Below are 17,339 nucleotides of genomic sequence, written 5' to 3'. Positions count from 1 at the left end.
CCGAACAGGACAGTGAAACGACTCAGCGCCGATGATAGTGCGGGTTCCCGTGTGAAAGTAGGTCATCGTCAGGCTCTTACAGCCCAGAAAACCCCAGTCAGCAATGACTGGGGTTTTTTGCTTTGCATAAATGGGAATTAAAGGCCGAAGAACAATTCAGACGTTGCGAACGAATGAATGATCGACAGAGGCCGCGCCCGCTGCAACCAATTCGCCAAAGATATCGCCGGTCAATTGATTCAACGCCACATCACCAAAGAAGCGGGCGTGAATGGTCGACAAATACGGCGTGCCGCGCAGCCAACCTTCCCATTGCTCGATGCCAACCGACTGCATTTCAAGCAGCTTGAATTTCATCAAAACCTTGATGGCGTGACGCGCGTGTTTTACAGGGTCGCGGCGCAAGCCGTCGAGCCGGCGGCGCGCAATTGACAGCGATTTGTCGACATCACCGAAGACCGAGCCATGCCCGGGAATGACCTGGCGCGGCGCCAATGTCGCGATCAAATCGAGTGTCGCGGCCATCTCCCCGAATGACGGCTCTCCCGACAACTCCGGGAACGCGACGCCAAAGCCGTTCTCCCAAAGTGCATCCGCTGATATCAAGGTCCGTGAGACCGGCTCGAACAGAATGACCGAATGAGGATCGTGCCCGGGCGCCGCGTGCACCTGCCAAGCAAGATCCCCAAGCAGCCGCTCCGTCCCCGGCTGCAGCAGTCCGGTCAGCTGAAACCGTGGACATGTCTGCCCGGTGGCCGCAAAGCTGAGGCCCCGCTCGTCCCACCGTCTGACAAAACCAGCCTCTCCCGGCGGGACCTCGGTGCGGGCCTTGGGGTAACGCGCCTGCAATGCAGCATTCCCTCCGCAGTGGTCGCTGTGAAGGTGCGTATTGAGGATGAGATCCAGCGGCCGATCGGCCAGAGCCGACTCGACCAGCGCCAGCGTTTGCTCTGCGTGCGTCGAATAGCCCGTGTCAACCAGCGCAGTTTCGTCGCGCCCCAGGAAGAGCACGTTGTTCGACGACAGCCATCCGCGCTCGAACACCACCACATTGGCCGGCAACCCGGCGCTCGCCGATGAGCGCTCGCTCATTCAGGCGCTCGCAGTGGTGCGAAGCTCGCGCCGAAGGATCTTCCCGACGTTGGTCTTCGGCAGCGAGTCCCTGAACTCGATGTGCTTAGGCCGCTTGTAGCCGGTGAGCTGCGAGTGGCAATACTGCAGCACTGCCTCCTCGGTCAATGCAGGGTCGCGGCGAACCACGAACACCTTGATTGCCTCGCCTTGCTTCTCGTCCGGCACGCCGACAGCTGCGCATTCGACCACGCCGGGGCACAGCGAAATCACGTTCTCCAGCTCGTTCGGGAACACGTTGAAACCGCTCACCAGAATCATGTCTTTCTTGCGGTCGACGATGCGGCTGTAGCCATCTTCCTGCATCACGGCGATATCGCCCGTCCGCATGAACCCATCTGCGGTGAACGCGGCTGCGGTCTCCGCGGGCTGGTTGTAATAGCCGGTCATCACGTTCGGCCCTTTGATGCAGAGCTCGCCCGACTGTCCCACCGGCAGCGAATTACCGTCATCGTCCTTTATCGCGATCTCAATGCTCGGCAACGGCAGCCCGATGTTCCCTGTAAAGCTCTTGTTCGACACCGGGTTGTTGGTGCCGATGGCGCAGGTCTCGCTCATGCCCCAGCCTTCGATCATCGGGCAGCCGGTTGCCTCGAGCCACTTGCGCGCTGTGCCTTCGGAGGCTGCCATGCCGCCTGCCTGCGACACGAACAGCGTCGAGAAATCGATGGTCTTGAACTCCGGGTGCATCAGCAGCGCATTGAACAGCGTGTTCACGGCCGGCAGCATGTGGAACGGCCGCTTCTTCAACACCGCGATGAACTTGCTGAAGTCACGCGGGTTCGGAATCAGCGTCAGGTGCGAGCCCTGGCGGATGGCCAGCAGGCTCAGCGTCAGCGCAAAGATGTGATACAGCGGCAGCGCCGCAATGCTGTTGACCTTCGACAGGTCCCCCGCCCGCGCCAGCGCCGGCGTGAACCAGGCCTCGGCCTGCAGCGTGGCAGCGACGATGTTGCGATGCGTCAGCACCGCGCCCTTCGACAGCCCGGTCGTGCCGCCCGTGTATTGAAGGAACGCCGTTGAATCGAGCGTGCTGCGGTCGGGCCCCAGCGTGCGGCCGCGGCCCTCCGTGATCGCCTGCGTGAACGGCGTCACCGTGTGTTCGTCGTCGAGCGGCAGCTTGTAAGCCGGCACCATCTTTGCCAGGTGCCGCACCGCCACCGTGATCCACGCGCCATACAACCCGCCCAGCAGGTCGCCCATCGATGTCATGACCACGTGCTTGACGGGCGTGCGCTCGATCACCTTTTCCAGCGTCGACGCAAAGTTCTCGAGGATGACGATCGCTGTGGCGCCGGAGTCCTTCAGCTGGTGCTCCAGCTCGCGCGCTGTGTACAGCGGATTGACGTTCACGCAGGTGTAGCCCGCGCGCAGCACGCCGCACATGGTGACCGCAAACTGCGGAATGTTGGGCAGCATGATCGCCACCCGCGCCCCCGGCTCGAGCCCGCGCGACTGCAGCCAGGCGCCCAGCGCCTTGGAGAGCGTGTCGAGTTCGCCGTACGACATCCAGCGCTCCATGCACACCGAGAACGGCCGCTCGGCATAGCGTGCGAAGGCCTCGTCGAACATGTGAGGCAATGAACGGTATTGCTCGGGGTCGATTTCGAGCGGTACGCCAGCGGGATAGTTTTGTTGCGCGGAAGTCTGCATGCAAGCTCCTTTGGCGCGGATTGTGGAAGGCACTGTGCCTTCCCCGCCAGCGGGCTTGTCCTAGGGCGCGGTCAAGGGATGTCGCGCGCGCGATAGCCGCGCGGCGGTTCTCGACCCTTCAGAAAATCAGGCCTTGCCCGATTCGCCCGGCAGCAGCACGCCGGCTTCGATGTCGCTCGCCACCTGCAGCGACTCGTACAGCGGCGTGAAGTCGGGCGCCGTCAGGCCGAACAGCTGCGCGAAGCTGTCGATCACGAAGTAGTTGGCCTGGTAGGTGTCGATCTTGTAGCGCGTGCGCATGGCGCGCAGCAGGTCCAGCGGCAGCCGGCGCGGCTCGTCGCTCAGCACCGCGTGCTTCAGCTCGCCCACCGAGCTCAGGATGCCGGCACCGTATGCGCGCAGGCCGTCGGGCTGGCGGATCAGGCCGAACTCCACCGTGTACCAATAGAGCCGCGCGAGCTTCTCGCCAGCGCCCAACTCGTGCGCCTTGATGCCGCCCGCGCCGTAGCGCTGCACGTAGTCGGCGAATGTCGGGTCGAACAGCATCGGCACATGGCCGAACAGGTCGTGGAACACGTCGGGCTCGACGATGTAGTCGAACTCTTCGGGCTTGCGGATCCAGTCGGTCACCGGGAACTTGCGGTTTGCCAGCAGCGTGAAGAAGGGAAGCTCCGGAATCAGCCCCGGCACCGCCACGATCTCCCAGCCGGTCGCGCGGTGCAGCCGCTCGTTGAGCTCGTCGAAGCGCGGAATTCGGTCCTTCACGCCCAGCGATGGCAGCGCCTTGATGAAGGCGTCGCACGCCAGGCCCGGCAGCTGCGCGGCCTGGCGCTCATAGAGCCGCTTGTAGGTGTCGTGGTCGGCGGGCGTGTAGCTGGCCCAGTCCTGCGGGCAGGTGTAGTCGGCCAGCACGGTGCCGCCGCGCGAGTAGTCGCCACGGGGCGGTCGGTCGGAGGCGCCGTAGACGGCAGGGGTGACAACGGCGGCGGCAGGGGTGTCCATGAACAACGATCTTCAGAAAGAGAGTTACTTGAGCCAGCGGTCCATCGTGCGCTGGAAGTCGCCGCCGGCCTGCTGCAGGTGCAGCCACTGGTCGACATAAGACTTGAAGGCCATGTCGTCGCGCGGCAGCATCCAGGCCATTTCGCCGTACTGCAAAGGCTTGTCGGGGTTCACGGCGCACAGGCCCGGCTTGAGCTTTTGCTGCGTGATGGCCTCCGCTGCTTCGGTGACGAACACGTCGACGCGGTTGGCAAGGATCTCGTCGAAGATCGTCACGTTCTCGCCGTGCAGCGTGAGCTTGGCCTGCTTGAAATTGGCGCGGGCGAAGCGTTCGTTGCTGCCGCCCGGGTTGAAGATGACGCGCACCGACGGCTTGTCGATGGCGGCCACGCTCTGGTACTTGGCCACGTCGGCGCAGCGCGCAATGGGCGTCTTGCCGTTGACCATGTAGGGCGCGCTGAAGAAGGCGCGCTTCTGCCGCTCGGTGGTGACCGACACGCCGCCCACGGCCATGTCGCACTTGCCCGCGGCCAGGTCGGGCAGCAGGTTGGCCCAGGTGGTCTTGATCCATTCGGGCTTGGCGCCCAGGCTGGCGCTGAAGCCGGTCATCAGGTCGACGTCTATGCCCTCGAAGGCACCGTCCGTCTTCTGGAAGCTGAAGGGCTTGTAGTCGCCCGGCGTGCAGATGCGAAGCACCGCGGCCTTTTGCACTGCGTCCAGGTGCGAGGCGGCCATCGGCGCCGCGGGGGGCGTCGACGGCTGCATGGCGCAACCCGAAAGAACGGCGGCAGCCGCCGCGATGAAGGTCAGACCGATCAACGAGGTGCAACTGCGCATGCGGGCTCCTGAAGCAATGACGTTAAGGGAAGGAAGACGCGCTTATTTTGCGGCGCTCAGCACGCCACGGCGCATCTGGTCGAGCTCGATGCTCTCGAACAGCGCCTTGAAGTTGCCGTTGCCAAAGCCGTCGTCGCCCTTGCGCTGAATGAACTCGAAGAAGATCGGGCCGAGCTGGTTCTCGCTGAAGATCTGCAGCAGCAGGGCGTCTTTCTTGCCGTCGATCAGGATCTGGCGCTTCTTCAGTTCGGCAACGCTTTCGCCATGCTCGGGAATGCGCTTGTCGACAAGTTCGTAGTACGTGTCGATGGTGTCGAGCAGAACCACGCCCTTGGCGCGCATCGCATCCACCGAGGCGTACAGGTCGTCCGAGCCCATGGCGATGTGCTGGATGCCTTCGCCCTTGTACATGTCCAGATACTCCTGGATCTGGCCGGCTTGCTCCTTGCCCTCTTCGTTGATCGGGATGCGGATCTTGCCGCAGGGGCTGGTCATGGCCTTGCTCTTCACGCCCGTGACCTGGCCTTCGATGTCGAAGTACTTGATCTCGCGGAAGTTGAAGAGTTTTTCGTAGAAGCCGGCCCAGACGTTCATGCGGCCGCGGTAGACGTTGTGCGTCAGGTGGTCGATGTAGGTCAGGCCATTGCCGAACGGCGACAGCGCCTGCTCCGGCGCAATGCCCGGCAGCGCCTCGAAGTCGACGTCGTAGAAGCCGATGTTGCCGATGTCGCCGGGCTTGGCGCCGTTCTTGCCGGGCCAGCGGTCCACCAGGTAGATCAGGCTGTCGCCGATGCCCTTGATGGCGGGAATGTTCAGCTCGCCCGGGCCGGCCTTGTCGGCAAAGCCCCAGGCGCCGAGCGACGTGGCGCGCTCGTAGGCCTGCTTGGCGTCCTGCACGCGAAAGGCAATGGCGCACACGCTGGGGCCGTGCTCGCGCGCGAACTTCTGCGCGAAGGAATCGGGCTCGGCATTCAGGATGAAGTTGATGGTGCCCTGGCGGTACAGCAGCACGTTCTTGTGGCGGTGCTTGGCCACGGCCGTGAAGCCCATGCGCTCGAAGACCTTGCCCATGGCCACCGGATCGGGTGCCGCGTATTCGATGAATTCGAAGCCGTCGGTGCCCATCGGGTTGTCCCAGGGCGTGAAGGCGGGTGCGTCGGCTTGGCTCATGTGCGGTCTCCGGAAAGGGTGGGGATATTTGGATTGAACAGGCGCGAAATCGGCCGGTCATGCAATGTAGGGCGGATGGCTCTCAGGTTTTCTGCGTTTGCGGGCGCTCAGACTGGCTTTGGCGCAGTAAAACTGCAAAAATAGAAGAATGGAAGCACTGGACAAGATTGATCGGCTCATTTTGCGCACGCTGCAAGCAGATGGGCGCGCCACCTACGACCAGATTGCCGAGCAGGTGAGCCTGTCGCCCAGCGCGGTGCTGCGGCGGGTCAAGCGGCTGGAGGAACACAAGGTCATCGACCGCTACGTGGCGCTGGTGCAGCCCGAAGCCGTCGGCCTGGGGCTCACCGCCTACCTCAACGTGCGGCTCGAAAAGCACACCGAAAGCCATAAGCGAAACCCGATGGACCTGTTCCGCGCCAGCGTGCAGACCTGGCCCGAGGTGGTCGAGTGCGCGGCCCTCACGGGCGACATGGACTACCTGCTGCGCGTGGTGGTGGCCGACATGGCGCATTACAGCCGCTTCATCATGGACACCCTGCTCAAGCACCCCAGCGTGCAAGACTGCAAGACCAGCTTCGTGCTCGACCGGGTCAAGGCCACCACGGCTGTGCCGGTTTAGCCACACCGGGGGGTGTGAAGGGCCCGCGCAGCGGCATTGGTTCACGAATGTGTCTTGAGATTGCCCCTGTGGCCTTGTTGATTAAGGGAAAACCCTTACATTCGACGCATGCTCACCGCCAAGACCCTTCTCAAAGCGTCTCTCGGCCTTGGCTCTTTCCTGAAAGCGCCGATGGTTGAGGCGCAACCACGCGCCACCAGCAACCCTCAACCGGTGATGGTGCCGATCCGCTCGATCGGTCCACGCGAACGCGAGCGCATTGCGCGCCACCTGCTCGACCTCACCCCGCACGACCGCTACCTGCGTTTCGGCTACGCGGCGGCCGACGAACAGGTGCAGCGCTACGTCGACAGCCTGGACTTCGAGCGCGACGAGCTCTTCGGCATCTACAACCGCCGCCTCGACCTGATCGCCATGGCCCACCTGGCCTTCGCGCCCGGCGACCAGCACAGCGACTGCGCTGAATTCGGCGTATCGGTCTCGGCGCACGCGCGCGGCCGCGGTTACGGCGCCCGCCTGTTCGAGCGCGCCGTGGTCGTGGCCCGCAACGAAGGCGTGGGCATGCTCTTCATTCATGCGCTGAGCGAAAACGCCGCCATGCTGAAGATCGCCCGCAACGCCGGCGCCACCGTGGTGCGCAGCGGCTCCGAGGCCGAAGCCCACCTGCAACTGCCCAGCGCCACCTTCGACAGCCGCATGAGCGAGATTGCGCTGGCGCACTACGCCGCGGTCGACTTCGCGCTCAAGAGCCGCGCCAAGCAGTTCTGGTCCTTCCTGGCCAGCCTGCAGGAAGTGCGCAGCGGCATGCGCGCGGCGCGGCGCAAATCCGGTTCCTGAGCCTGCCAGAGCCTGTGCAAAGGCACGGCACGGCCCATAACGCCCGTGCGGTGGCGCCTGTCATGTGCAATCCGGTATCCTTGCGGCTCTTCAACTACGCCCTCCCGCAGTGGCCGAACCTCACCCTGAACGCGCTCCCGTTGAACGGGAAGACAAGCGCGGCTTCCTCCAGAAGCTTGCCGAATTCATCCACCCCGGTCCCGACTCGCGCGACGAGCTGATCGAAACCCTGGCGGACGCCGAGGACAACGAGGTGATCGGCGCCGAGTCGCGCGTGATGCTCGAAGGCGTGCTGCGCATGGCCGACATGACCGCAGGCGACGTCATGGTCGCCGCGCCGCGCATGGACACCGTGAACATCGACGCGCCCTACGACGCGTTGCTGCACCTGGTGATCGACACCGCGCACTCGCGCTTTCCGGTGTACGAGGGCGAAAAAGAAAACATCATCGGCATCCTGCTCGCGAAGGACCTGCTCAAGCTGCAGCGCGCGCCGGGCCTGAACATTCGCGCACTGCTGCGCCCGGCCACCTTCGTGCCCGAGAGCAAGGGCCTGAACGACCTGCTGCGCGAGTTCCGCGGCAACCGCAACCACCTGGCCATCGTCATCGACGAGTTCGGCCGCGTGGCCGGCCTCATCACCATCGAGGACGTGCTCGAGCAGATCGTCGGCGAGATCGAGGACGAGTTCGACATTGCCGAGGACGAAGGCGACATCTTCGGCCTGGCCGACCACACCTACCGGGTGTCGGGCGACACGCCCATCGAGCGCGTGGCCGAGGCCTTCGGCATCGTGTTCGACGAAGAGCAGCTCACCGAAGACTTCGACACCATCGGCGGGCTGGTCGCGCACGAGATGGGCCACGTGCCCAAGCGCGGCGAGCATCACGCCATTGGCGGCTTCGACTTCGTGGTGCTGCACACCAAGGGCGGCGCGGTGCGCTGGTTCAAGGTGTCCCCGGCCCGCGGCGGCGACGCGGCCGACTGATGCGCGGCGCGCCGGCTTCTTCTTCCGCCAACCTGTTTCGTCTGCTCGGCTTCGCTGCCGCGGGGCTGGCACAGGCGCTGTCGATGGCATCGCCCGCGGGCGGCAAGCCGCTGTGGTGGCTGCAACTGTTGTCGCTCGGCGCCTTCGTGTGGCTGCTCGACGGCTTGCGCGACCAGGGCGCGGGCTGGCGCCGGGCCGGCCTGCACGGCTGGCTGTTCTCTACCGCATGGCTCACCGGCAGCTTCTGGTGGCTCTACATCTCGATGCACACCTACGGCGGGCTCCCAGCGCCGTTGGCGGCCATCGCCGTGCTGGCGCTGGCGGCAGCACTGGGGCTTTACTACGCCGCAGCGGCTGCCTGGTTCGTGGCGCGGGGGCCGAAGGGGCGCGTGACCGGCGCGTTCGTCTTCGCTGCGCTCTGGACGATTGCGGAGCTGGTGCGCGGCAGCTGGTTCACGGGGTTCCCGTGGGGCGCTGGCGGCTATGCGCATGTCGAAGGCCCTCTGGCCGCGCTTGCGCCCTGGGTGGGCGTGTACGGCATTGGCGCGGCGGCTGCGCTGGCCGTGGCGCTGGTTGCCCTGCACCGGCCCTTGCGCGCGCCCGAGACCGCGCTGGGCGTGGCCTTGCTGGCCCTCGTGTTCGTCGCGCCGCAACTGGCGGCACCGCTGCGCAGTGACGTGCAGGGCGACAAGGGCGCCACCGGCAACCTGCAGGTCGCGCTGCTGCAGGGCAACATCCCGCAGGACGAAAAATTCGTTCCCGGTGGCGGCATCGAAACCGCACTGCGCTGGTACGGCGAGCAACTGCGCGACGCCAAGGCCTCGCTCGTTGTCACACCCGAAACCGCGCTGCCGCTGCTCCCGCAACAGCTGCCCGCCGGCTACCTTGAAGCCGTTCAGGCGCGCTACAGCCAGGGCACGCAAGCGGCCATCGTCGGCCTGCCCATGACGGGGCTTGGCGGGCAGGACACCTACAGCAACTCGGTGCTCGGCTTCCAGCCCGGTGCCGCACGCGTGTACACGTACAGCAAGCACCACCTCGTGCCGTTCGGTGAATTCATTCCCACGGGCTTTCGCTGGTTCATTCAGCTGATGAACATTCCGCTGGGTGACTTCGAGCGCGGCGGTCTCGCGCAGGCGCCGTTCCTCTGGCAGGGCCAGCGCATCGCGCCCAACATCTGCTACGAAGACTTGTTCGGCGACGAGATCGGTGCCAACTTCAAGGACGAGGCCACCGCCCCCACCATCCTGCTCAACGTGAGCAACATCGCATGGTTCGGCGACTCGGTGGCCATCGACGAGCACCTGTCCATTTCGCGCATGCGCGCGCTGGAGTTCGCGCGGCCGATGGTGCGCGCCACCAACACCGGCGCCACGGTCGTCATCGACGCCACGGGCCGCGTGACGCACGCGCTCCCGCGCCTCACGCGCGGCGTGCTCGAAGCCAGCGTGGAAGGCCGCCGCGGCCTCACGCCGTATGCGCGCTGGGTGGCGCCCTTCGGGCTGTGGCCGCTGTGGCTGCTGGCGATGGGCACCGTGGCCGCGGCCTTCCTGCTGCGCCGTCGCCAGCGCTGAAGTTCAGGCCGCGCAAGCTCAGGTCCGCGAAGCGGCGGGATGCGCCTTCACCGGCCAGTCGCGCAGCTTGCCCGGGTTCAGCAAGCCCAGCGGGTCGAAGCGCTTCTTCACCTCGATCACTTCCGGCGGCAGCGGCCCGCCCGCCTTGCCGTCTTCCACGATGTTCACGTGCGGGTTGTTGATGTGCACGTTGTGCGCGCGGTGGATGTCCATGATCTCGTTCAGCCGCTCTTCGGTGCTGAAGCGCACCAGCTGCAGCCCGCTGCAGGTCATGAGTCCCGCCACGTTGCGGATGAACTCGGTGTGCATCATCACCTCGCCGCCCAGCAGCTTTTCCATCTCGATGATCTGCTCGACATGCTTGCCGGGAATGAAGCCGCTCTGCAGATAGGTCAGCGTCGGGTCGATCTTCAGCGCATGCAGCGTGGTGTGGTTCCAGGTGAACTCCATCAGCGTGCGGTTGCTCTTTTGCACCTCGGCCGCCGTCTTGCGGTAGCTCACGGTGCCGCCGTGCGCGTCCACCAGCAGCAGCATTGCGGGCTCGTTCGACTCGGCCACCAGCGACAGCACCGTGTGGCAGCCCTTGGGCAGGTGCGCGGCCATTTGCGCAAGGTGGTCGGAGATGGGCGCCGCAAAGAACGACACGCCGCGCTTCACGATGCCCGGCGCGTTCGCGAGCTTGTCGGCAAAGTTCAGCGCGTTCTCGAAGTTGTCGAAGGTCACCAGCGTTTCGAGCCACGGGTGCGCCGGTGCCAGCGCAATCTCCAGCTCCAGCACCAGGCCGTTGGTGCCCCACAGGTGGTGCATACGCATGGCGTCGGGGCCGCGCAGCTCGACCATCTGCGGCTGTGCCTCGATGGTCATCGCGCGAATGCCGATCACGTTGCCCGGCGCGCTCAACGGCCCGTAATTGATGGAGCCCACGCCGCCGAAGCCGCCGCCGAACAGCCCGCCCAGCGTGGCGCTGCGGTAGGTGGAAGGCACGCAGCGCATCTCCTGCCCGGTGGGCCTGGTCTGCTTCTCCAGTTCGCCCAGGCGGATGCCCGCCTGCGCGCGCGCCACGCCGGGGCGCACCCACAGGCAGGCGTTGTAGCCCGTCATGTCGAGCACCACGCCGCCGTCCAAGGGCGTGGTCTGGCCGTAGTTGCCGGTGCCGCTGCCGCGAATGGTGATGGGCACGCCGCGGCGCGCGCAGGCACCCACCACGGCGCGAATTTCTTCTTCGGTGCGCGGCCGCACGACCACGTCGGCGCGCTTGTCCTTCAGCTGGCGCGTGAGCACCGGGCTGAACCAGGAGAAGTCTTGCGAGAGCCGCGTGACGCGGCCTTCGTCGGTGATCCAGTCGAGGTCGGGGAGCTCGAGCAGCAGTTGCTCGATGACGGAGGCGGGAGCGTTCATGGTCAAGTTCAATCCTGGGAAAGTTCGCTCGCGTGCCACGAGCCCAGCGCCAGCTTGGTGAGCCAGGCCATCAGCACGAAGAGCGCGACACCGGTGAGGGAAATGAGCAGCAGCGCCGCGAACATGCGCGGAATGTTCAGCTGGAAGCCCGCCTGCAAGATCTGGTACGCCAGCCCTGCGCCCGAGCCGCCCGTGCCGGCTACAAACTCCGCCACCACCGCGCCGATCAGCGCCAGGCCGCTGGAGATGCGCAGCCCGCCGAAGAAGTACGGCAGCGCGCTGGGAATGCGCAGGCGCACCAGTTGCTGCCAGCGCGTGGCGCGGTTCAGCTTGAAGTAGCTCTGCAGGTCGGGGTCGATGCTGCGCAGCCCCAGCGTGGTGTTGCTGATGATGGGAAACAGCGCCACCAGCGCCGCGCACACCGTCATGGCCGCCACCGGGTTCTTCACCCAGATGATGATCAGCGGCGCTACCGCCACGATGGGCGTCACCTGTAGCAGCACGGCATACGGGAACAGCGCGGTCTCGATGCGCTTGCTCTGCACGAACAGAAACGAGATGACCACGCCCGCCACCGTGGCCAGCAGGAACGACAGCACCGTGATCTTCAGCGTGACCAGCAGCGCGCTGCCCAGCGGCGCCCAGTCGGTCACCAGCGTCTGCATCATCAGATAGGGCGAGGGCACCAGGTAGGCCGGCAGCTCCATGGCCACCACCATCCATTGCCACAGCGCGACCAGCACCACGCCAATCAGCAGCGGGTAGAGCACACGCTGCACGCGCGGCTGGTTCAGCAGGGGAACGCGTTGCTTGGTTGCGGCGGCGGTCATCGCGCGGCCTCCTCGTCGTGGCTGCTGGCGCGCAGCAGGCTGTCCTGCAGCTGCTTGGCCTGGCGTGCGAATGCCGGCGTCACCATGAAGTCGGCGCTGCGCGGGTAGGGCTCGTCGATGGCGAACTGCTCCACCACGCGGCCCGGCCGCGCGGCCATCATCACCACGCGGGTCGACAGGAACACCGCCTCGTGAATGGAGTGCGTCACGAAGATCACCGTGAGCTTCTTCTTGCGCCACAGCTCCAGCAGGTCGGCGTCGAGCTTGTGGCGCGTGATTTCGTCGAGCGCGCCAAAGGGCTCGTCCATCAGCAGCAGGTCGGGTTGCGTGACCAGGCCGCGCGCAATCGACACGCGCATCTGCATGCCGCCAGACAGCGCCCGTGGCAGCGCGCCGGCAAACTTTTCCAGCCCCACCAGCGCAAGCGATTCCGCAACCCGCGCATCGGCTTCCTTGCGCGGCACGCCGGCCAGGTCCAGCGGCAGTCGCACGTTGGTCTGCACGCTGGCCCACGGCATGAGCGTGGGCGACTGGAACACGAAGGACATCTTGCGTGCGCTGTCGTGCAGCTGGCTCACCGGCTTGCGCCACACCAGCAGGCGGCCGTCGCTGGGTTCGAGCATGCCCGCCACCATCTTCAGCAGCGTGCTCTTGCCGCAGCCCGAGGGGCCGAGCAGCGTGACGAATTCGCCTTCGGCGATCGACAGGTCCACCGGCAGCAGCGCCTGCGTGCCGTTGGGGTAAGTCTTCTCGGCCGACAGCACCTCGACGGCGGGCACCAGCGGTGTGCGGTCGGGCGGGGGCGCCAGGGTGTGGGGTTCGATGCGGTTCATGCGTGAGGCCTTTCGAGAACGGCCGCTGTGCGCGGCCGCCTGGTTTCAGGGCAAAGGCGCGTCAGGGCAGAACCTTGGCGTCTTTGATGAACTCGGTGGAGTAGGTCTTTGCAAGCTCCACCTTCGCCGGGTCGAGCAGCTTGGCGCTCACCAGGAAGTCGTAGCTCGCCTTGGCGCGCGCGTCGGTCATCACGCCAATGCCGAGCTTGGCCGCGTCGCCGCCGGTGATCATTCCCATCTCCTTGAGCTTGGCCACGCTGTAGGCCAGTTGGTCGTCGGTCATGTTGGGGTTGTCTTTCTTGATCAGCGCGTTGGCGGGCGCCGGGTCGGCCAGGTAGCTCTTCCAGCCTTCGGCCGAGGCCTTCACGAACGCGGCGACCTGCTTGTTGCGGTCCTTCAGCGTCTTCTCCATGCACGACACCGTGGTGGCGTACGCCGGGAAGCCGTGGTCGCTGAACATCAGCACGGTGCTCTTCACGCCGGCCTTCTGGATGGCGTAGGGCTCGGAGGTGAGGTAGCCCTGCTGCGCGGCGTTCTTGTCGGCCACGAAGGGCTGAATGTTGAAGGTGTAGGGCCGCGTCTGCTCGTCGGTGAAGCCGAACTTGGCCTTCAGCCACGGCCAGTAGCCGCGTTGCGCCTGCGCGCCGATGAGCAGCGTCTTGCCCTTCAGGTCTTCGAACTTCTTCACGTCGTCGTGCGCGATGAGCACCTGCGGGTCTTTCTGGAAGAAGGCCGCCACGTTGACCACCGGCACGCCGCCTTCGCGCACCTGCATCATCTGAATGTCGCTCGAACCCATGATGCAGTCGGCCTGGCCGGCGGCCATCATCTGCGTGATGTTGACCTGCGGGCCGCCCATCTTGATGGTCACGTCCAGGCCGGCTTTCTTGTAGAGGCCCAGGGCCAGTGCCTGGTAGAAGCCGCCGTGCTCGGCCTGCGCGTACCAGTTGGTCATGTAGGTGAACTTGTCCTCGGCCCGCGCGGGCGCGGCAGCAAGGAAGGCGATGGCGGCGGCGCCGGCCAGGGACAGTGCGAAGGAGCGCATGGGGTGGGACCTCTCGAAGGGCTGGATGAAGAAAAAAAGAACGCGATGAATGCGGTCGATGCAAGAAGCAGGCTCAGGCCGGCGTGAAGCTCTGCTGAATGAAACCCTGCTGGTTGCCGCGCTCCCAGGTGGCCTCTTCGCGCACGACCCAGCGCAGCGCGTACAGCTCGGTCAGTGCCTGCACCCAGCTGTCGGAGAGCGTGTCCAGAATGGCGTGGCCCTGTTCGCGCGTGGCGGTGGTCGGGTCGCCGATGACGCCGCTCGGGCCAAAGTCGCGCGCGGTCCATGCGCAGGCCGGGCGTCCGTCGGCCGACAGCAGCTTGATGGGAAAGGGCGGCGGAAAGTTGGCGACCGCGCGTTCCATGTGCACCGTCTCGGGCGCCAGCGCGAGCATGAGCGCGGTCTCGGAATGGCCCGCGTGCATGGCGAGCTTTTTCTCCTGCTCGCTCACCTGCTGGCTGGCCGCGCTGGGCAGGCGAGACACGCCGTGCGGCACGATCACGAAGTCGCCGTGGCGCAGGCGCAGTTCGCGCGCCGCCATCTCCAGCACCTGCGGCTGGCCGCCGTGGCCGTTGGCGAACAGCAGCTTGCGAAAGCCCGAGCGGTACACCGACTCGCCGATTTCGATCACCGTTGCAAGCAGCGTGGTGCCCGTGAGCGTCATGGTGCCCGGAAAGTGCAGATGCTCTTCAGACTTGCCGTAGGTGATGGTGGGCAGCGCAAAGGCGCGCACGTCGGCCGGCAGCTTTTCCAGTGCCTTGCCCATCACGCCCGAGGAGATCACGCTGTCGACCGAGCACGGCAGGTGCGGGCCGTGCTGCTCGATGGCACCGCAGGGCAGCACGATGACCGTGTTCTCGCGGTCGGGCAGCGCGGCAATTTCGGTCCAGCTCAGGTAGGGCAGGAAGCGGTGGGGCGGAATGTAGCCGTGGAGCATGGGAAGCCTTGCGGTTCGTTATCGGGGGAGGAAGGGGGTGGCATTGCCGCGCGTCACGCGGCCGTCGCGCAGCACCACGCGGTTGGCGGTGCGCGAGGGCCAGCCGTGGCGGTCGGCGTCGTTGAAGAGCACCAGGTCGGCGCGCTCGCCGACCAGCGTGGGCTGCGCGAAAGCGGAGGTGGAAGCAGGCGTGCGCCGCAGCCAGTCGCCGCGGCACAGCGCCTGCGACCAGGTGTCGAAGGGCTCGTCGAGCTGCGCCACCAGTGCGGCCGTGCCCAGCGCCTCCACAGGGTCGAAGCTGCCGAGCCGGCAGAACGGGTCTTGCACGTTGTCGCTGGCAAACAGCAGCGGAATGCCGCGCTCGCGCGCTTCTTTCACCAGCGTGATGCCGCGCAGGCGCGGCGTGCGGCCGGTGACGGCGTCCTGCAGCAGCAGGTTGGTGGCGGGCAGCGACACCACCGTGATTGGCGCGCGCGCCACCGCGTCGAGCGTGGCAAAGGCCTGCGCCTCGGGCTGGGCCGCAAGCGCGCAGATGTGGCCGCAGACCACGCGGCCTTCGTAGCCGATCTCGCGCAGGATGCGCGCGGTGGTCTGCAGGCCGACCGCCGCCGCGTTGAGTTCTTCGTCGACATGCAGGTCGATGTCCAGGTCGCAGGCCTGCGCCGACACCAGCAGGTTGCGCAGCGCGTTCTCGCTCCAGTTGGTGGAGTGCACGAAGCCGCCGAGCAGCGCGTGCGGGCCGGTGGCCTTCACCTGTTTCGCAAGGCGCATGGCCTGCGCCGCGTCCTCGAACAGCGGCAGCTTGATGAGGCTCACCTGCTCCAGGCGCACCTTGCCGGCCCATTCCTGCGCCAGCTCGGCCATCACGGGCCAAGCCATCGGCAGCGACTCGGGCTCCCACCAGTCGACGTGGGTGCGCACGTGGGTGGTGCCGCATTCCCAGGCCCACTGCAGACCGCGCGTGGCGCGCTCGCGCACGTCGGCGGGGGTCCAGTGCACGCGGTCGCTGAGCATCGCGTCGATGGCGCCCAGCAGGCCGGGCTGCACCTGCTTCATGCGCGGCAGGGTGAAGGCCTTGTCCAGGTGCGTGTGGGCATCGACGAAGCCGGGCAGGGCCAGCGTGCCGGCAAGGTCCCAGGCAGTGGCGGATGCCGCATCGTCGGTCGCGGGCCGCACCGACTGCACGCGGCCGGCCTCGATGGCAATGCGCGCCAGCACCGGCACGCCCTCGTGCTGCGGCCAGTCGGTCGGCAGCAGCCAGCGCGGCAGCCGCACGTTGTTCAGCAGGGCGGGCGTGTTCATGCGAAGCGCGCCATGGCCTGGCCCACGCGCGCCATGAAGCGCTTCAGCTGGGGCTCGGTCGCCACGTTCATGTGGTAGTGGGCGTGGTAGTCCACCTTGGCGCCCTGGCCGGTGAGCCGCTTCAAGTACCGCGTGACGATCTTGCGCGGCGGGTCGCCCATGTACATGGCCACCCAGCGCGGCCGGCCGTAAGTGACCACGGCGCTGATGCGCTTGATGTGCGTGAGCATCGGCTTCACGTTGGCCGGGTCGCTGATGTCGAAGGCCACGCCCGGCATGAAGAGCCGGTCGAAGTAGCCCTTCAGCATGGCCGGCAGGCCGAAGCACCAGGTCGGAAAGCAGAACACGATGGCTTCGGCCCACTGCAGCCGCGCCACATAAGGCGCCAGCGGCAGCTGGTTGGCCGGCACCTCGTGGTAGCCCAGGCGCTCTTCGCGCGACAGCACCGGGTTGAAGCCTTCGGCATACAGGTCGCAGTCGTCCACCTCGTGCCCGGCGGCGCGCAGGTTCTTCAGCACCTCCTGGTGCAGGGCGGCATGGAAGCTGGTTTCGACCGGGGCAATAGACGACGAGCACGCGCATGGTGTGTTTGACCGCTTAATCAGAGCAAGTGGTCAGGTTATGCAAGCCACGTGCCAAGGTGCATGCACCGGCCTGGGGCGGGGGCAAGGCGAACAAGCCGCCCTTCAGTTCCGCCCCAGGCTGCCGATATCCGAAAGCCGGGCGCTCTTGCAGCGCCCGAACTTTTGTCTTGTCGGATCGGGTGTATGCGGGAACGTTGGCTTGAATGGGGGCGCCGCGCGGGCGGCGCGGCAGTGGGGGTGCCACCGCTGTCGCGGTTGCTGCTGCTGTTGTTGTCGCTGGTTCCGGCGCTATGCCTGGCGCAGCCGGACGGCCGTGCCAACGGTATCGAGGGCGCTGGCAGCGCCTCGGCGCAGCTCCACCTCAGCGTGGTCGTGCCGCCGGTGTTCCGCGTGCTGCAGGTCACGCCGGCGGCGGGCGGCTACGACTACCGGGTGTGGACCAACATGAAATCGATCGTCATCGGCGGGCGCGAGTACCGCTTCGATCGCATCGGCGAGAACACCGTGCGCGTGCCCACCGGCCCGGGCGACACCTGGATCGTGCACGGCCTCTAGACCGTGCCGGTTTCAAACTACCTTCGAACTGCCGGGCCGCT

Annotated in this window: 17 protein-coding genes; 5 read left to right on the top strand and 12 right to left on the bottom strand. The window is 66.3% G+C overall.

What is annotated here, in order from left to right:
- Positions 1–156 precede the first annotated feature (156 nt).
- The 5 genes from VLK31_RS27945 to hppD all read right to left on the bottom strand — a co-directional run bounded on the left by VLK31_RS27945 (position 157) and on the right by hppD (position 5,793).
- On the bottom strand, positions 157–1,092 hold the full coding sequence (locus VLK31_RS27945; RefSeq protein WP_409171736.1) for an MBL fold metallo-hydrolase: 936 nt from the start codon (positions 1,090–1,092) through the stop codon (positions 157–159).
- Positions 1,093–2,784 (bottom strand): AMP-binding protein, encoded by a 1,692-nt coding sequence (locus VLK31_RS27940; protein WP_409171735.1) that lies wholly within the window; start codon positions 2,782–2,784, stop codon positions 1,093–1,095.
- Positions 2,785–2,910: 126 nt separating this feature from the next.
- Positions 2,911–3,786: a phenylalanine 4-monooxygenase gene (phhA, locus tag VLK31_RS27935; RefSeq protein WP_409171734.1), complete on the bottom strand. Its 876-nt coding sequence runs from the start codon at positions 3,784–3,786 to the stop codon at positions 2,911–2,913.
- Between the two features lie 24 nt (positions 3,787–3,810).
- A complete protein-coding gene (locus tag VLK31_RS27930) occupies positions 3,811–4,623 on the bottom strand; it encodes a transporter substrate-binding domain-containing protein (RefSeq protein WP_409171733.1) in 813 nt (270 codons plus the stop codon).
- Positions 4,624–4,665: 42 nt separating this feature from the next.
- Positions 4,666–5,793 (bottom strand): 4-hydroxyphenylpyruvate dioxygenase, encoded by a 1,128-nt coding sequence (gene hppD / locus VLK31_RS27925; protein ID WP_409171732.1) that lies wholly within the window; start codon positions 5,791–5,793, stop codon positions 4,666–4,668.
- 148 nt (positions 5,794–5,941) lie between these two features.
- Between hppD and VLK31_RS27920 the strand changes: the two genes are divergently transcribed.
- The 4 genes from VLK31_RS27920 (at position 5,942) to lnt (ending at position 9,814) form a co-directional block, all read left to right on the top strand.
- Positions 5,942–6,415: an Lrp/AsnC family transcriptional regulator gene (locus VLK31_RS27920; protein WP_409171731.1), complete on the top strand. Its 474-nt coding sequence runs from the start codon at positions 5,942–5,944 to the stop codon at positions 6,413–6,415.
- A 108-nt stretch (positions 6,416–6,523) separates the two neighbouring features.
- Entirely contained in the window at positions 6,524–7,252 is a 729-nt protein-coding gene (locus VLK31_RS27915; protein ID WP_409171730.1) for a GNAT family N-acetyltransferase, read from the top strand.
- Between the two features lie 109 nt (positions 7,253–7,361).
- Positions 7,362–8,240: an HlyC/CorC family transporter gene (locus tag VLK31_RS27910; protein ID WP_409171729.1), complete on the top strand. Its 879-nt coding sequence runs from the start codon at positions 7,362–7,364 to the stop codon at positions 8,238–8,240.
- Positions 8,240–9,814, top strand: coding sequence for an apolipoprotein N-acyltransferase (gene lnt, locus VLK31_RS27905; protein ID WP_409171728.1), 1,575 nt, complete (start codon positions 8,240–8,242; stop codon positions 9,812–9,814). The genes VLK31_RS27910 and lnt overlap by 1 nt, the downstream gene beginning before the upstream one ends.
- An 18-nt stretch (positions 9,815–9,832) precedes the next feature.
- On the opposite strand, the gene VLK31_RS27900 is transcribed toward lnt, so the two are convergent.
- The 7 genes from VLK31_RS27900 to VLK31_RS27870 form a co-directional block, all read right to left on the bottom strand.
- On the bottom strand, positions 9,833–11,212 hold the full coding sequence (locus VLK31_RS27900; protein WP_409171727.1) for an FAD-binding oxidoreductase: 1,380 nt from the start codon (positions 11,210–11,212) through the stop codon (positions 9,833–9,835).
- An 8-nt stretch (positions 11,213–11,220) separates the two neighbouring features.
- Positions 11,221–12,042 (bottom strand): ABC transporter permease, encoded by an 822-nt coding sequence (locus VLK31_RS27895; protein WP_409171726.1) that lies wholly within the window; start codon positions 12,040–12,042, stop codon positions 11,221–11,223.
- Positions 12,039–12,875, bottom strand: a complete 837-nt coding sequence (locus tag VLK31_RS27890) for an ABC transporter ATP-binding protein (protein ID WP_409171725.1) — start codon at positions 12,873–12,875, stop codon at positions 12,039–12,041. The genes VLK31_RS27895 and VLK31_RS27890 overlap by 4 nt, the downstream gene beginning before the upstream one ends.
- 61 nt (positions 12,876–12,936) lie before the next feature.
- Positions 12,937–13,920, bottom strand: coding sequence for an ABC transporter substrate-binding protein (locus VLK31_RS27885; RefSeq protein ID WP_409171724.1), 984 nt, complete (start codon positions 13,918–13,920; stop codon positions 12,937–12,939).
- A gap of 73 nt (positions 13,921–13,993) precedes the next feature.
- Positions 13,994–14,857 (bottom strand): creatininase family protein, encoded by an 864-nt coding sequence (locus tag VLK31_RS27880; protein ID WP_409171723.1) that lies wholly within the window; start codon positions 14,855–14,857, stop codon positions 13,994–13,996.
- Positions 14,858–14,875: 18 nt separating this feature from the next.
- Positions 14,876–16,159, bottom strand: a complete 1,284-nt coding sequence (locus tag VLK31_RS27875) for an amidohydrolase family protein (RefSeq protein ID WP_409171722.1) — start codon at positions 16,157–16,159, stop codon at positions 14,876–14,878.
- Complete coding sequence (locus VLK31_RS27870; RefSeq protein WP_409171721.1) at positions 16,156–16,677, bottom strand: NAD(P)H-dependent oxidoreductase; 522 nt, start codon at positions 16,675–16,677, stop codon at positions 16,156–16,158. Before VLK31_RS27870 ends, VLK31_RS27875 begins: the two co-directional genes overlap by 4 nt.
- A 249-nt stretch (positions 16,678–16,926) precedes the next feature.
- Here VLK31_RS27870 and VLK31_RS27865 point away from each other — a divergent pair, with 249 nt between their 5' ends.
- Positions 16,927–17,298: a hypothetical protein gene (locus VLK31_RS27865; RefSeq protein WP_409171720.1), complete on the top strand. Its 372-nt coding sequence runs from the start codon at positions 16,927–16,929 to the stop codon at positions 17,296–17,298.
- The last annotated feature ends 41 nt before the right edge of the window (positions 17,299–17,339 follow it).

It is taken from the genome of Variovorax sp. H27-G14, from assembly GCF_046156345.1.
Classification (GTDB): Bacteria; Pseudomonadota; Gammaproteobacteria; order Burkholderiales; family Burkholderiaceae_C; genus Variovorax.
This window is presented reverse-complemented; position numbering and strand designations above follow the sequence as displayed.

Coding starts and splice junctions, on each gene's coding strand:
- VLK31_RS27945 (WP_409171736.1), bottom strand. CDS start 1,092: ATGAGCGAGCGCTCATCGGCGAGCGCCGGGTTGCCGGCCAATGTGGTG.
- VLK31_RS27940 (WP_409171735.1), bottom strand. CDS start 2,784: ATGCAGACTTCCGCGCAACAAAACTATCCCGCTGGCGTACCGCTCGAA.
- phhA (WP_409171734.1), bottom strand. CDS start 3,786: ATGGACACCCCTGCCGCCGCCGTTGTCACCCCTGCCGTCTACGGCGCC.
- VLK31_RS27930 (WP_409171733.1), bottom strand. CDS start 4,623: ATGCGCAGTTGCACCTCGTTGATCGGTCTGACCTTCATCGCGGCGGCT.
- hppD (WP_409171732.1), bottom strand. CDS start 5,793: ATGAGCCAAGCCGACGCACCCGCCTTCACGCCCTGGGACAACCCGATG.
- VLK31_RS27920 (WP_409171731.1), top strand. CDS start 5,942: ATGGAAGCACTGGACAAGATTGATCGGCTCATTTTGCGCACGCTGCAA.
- VLK31_RS27915 (WP_409171730.1), top strand. CDS start 6,524: ATGCTCACCGCCAAGACCCTTCTCAAAGCGTCTCTCGGCCTTGGCTCT.
- lnt (WP_409171728.1), top strand. CDS start 8,240: ATGCGCGGCGCGCCGGCTTCTTCTTCCGCCAACCTGTTTCGTCTGCTC.
- VLK31_RS27900 (WP_409171727.1), bottom strand. CDS start 11,212: ATGAACGCTCCCGCCTCCGTCATCGAGCAACTGCTGCTCGAGCTCCCC.
- VLK31_RS27895 (WP_409171726.1), bottom strand. CDS start 12,042: ATGACCGCCGCCGCAACCAAGCAACGCGTTCCCCTGCTGAACCAGCCG.
- VLK31_RS27890 (WP_409171725.1), bottom strand. CDS start 12,875: ATGAACCGCATCGAACCCCACACCCTGGCGCCCCCGCCCGACCGCACA.
- VLK31_RS27885 (WP_409171724.1), bottom strand. CDS start 13,920: ATGCGCTCCTTCGCACTGTCCCTGGCCGGCGCCGCCGCCATCGCCTTC.
- VLK31_RS27880 (WP_409171723.1), bottom strand. CDS start 14,857: ATGCTCCACGGCTACATTCCGCCCCACCGCTTCCTGCCCTACCTGAGC.
- VLK31_RS27875 (WP_409171722.1), bottom strand. CDS start 16,159: ATGAACACGCCCGCCCTGCTGAACAACGTGCGGCTGCCGCGCTGGCTG.
- VLK31_RS27865 (WP_409171720.1), top strand. CDS start 16,927: ATGCGGGAACGTTGGCTTGAATGGGGGCGCCGCGCGGGCGGCGCGGCA.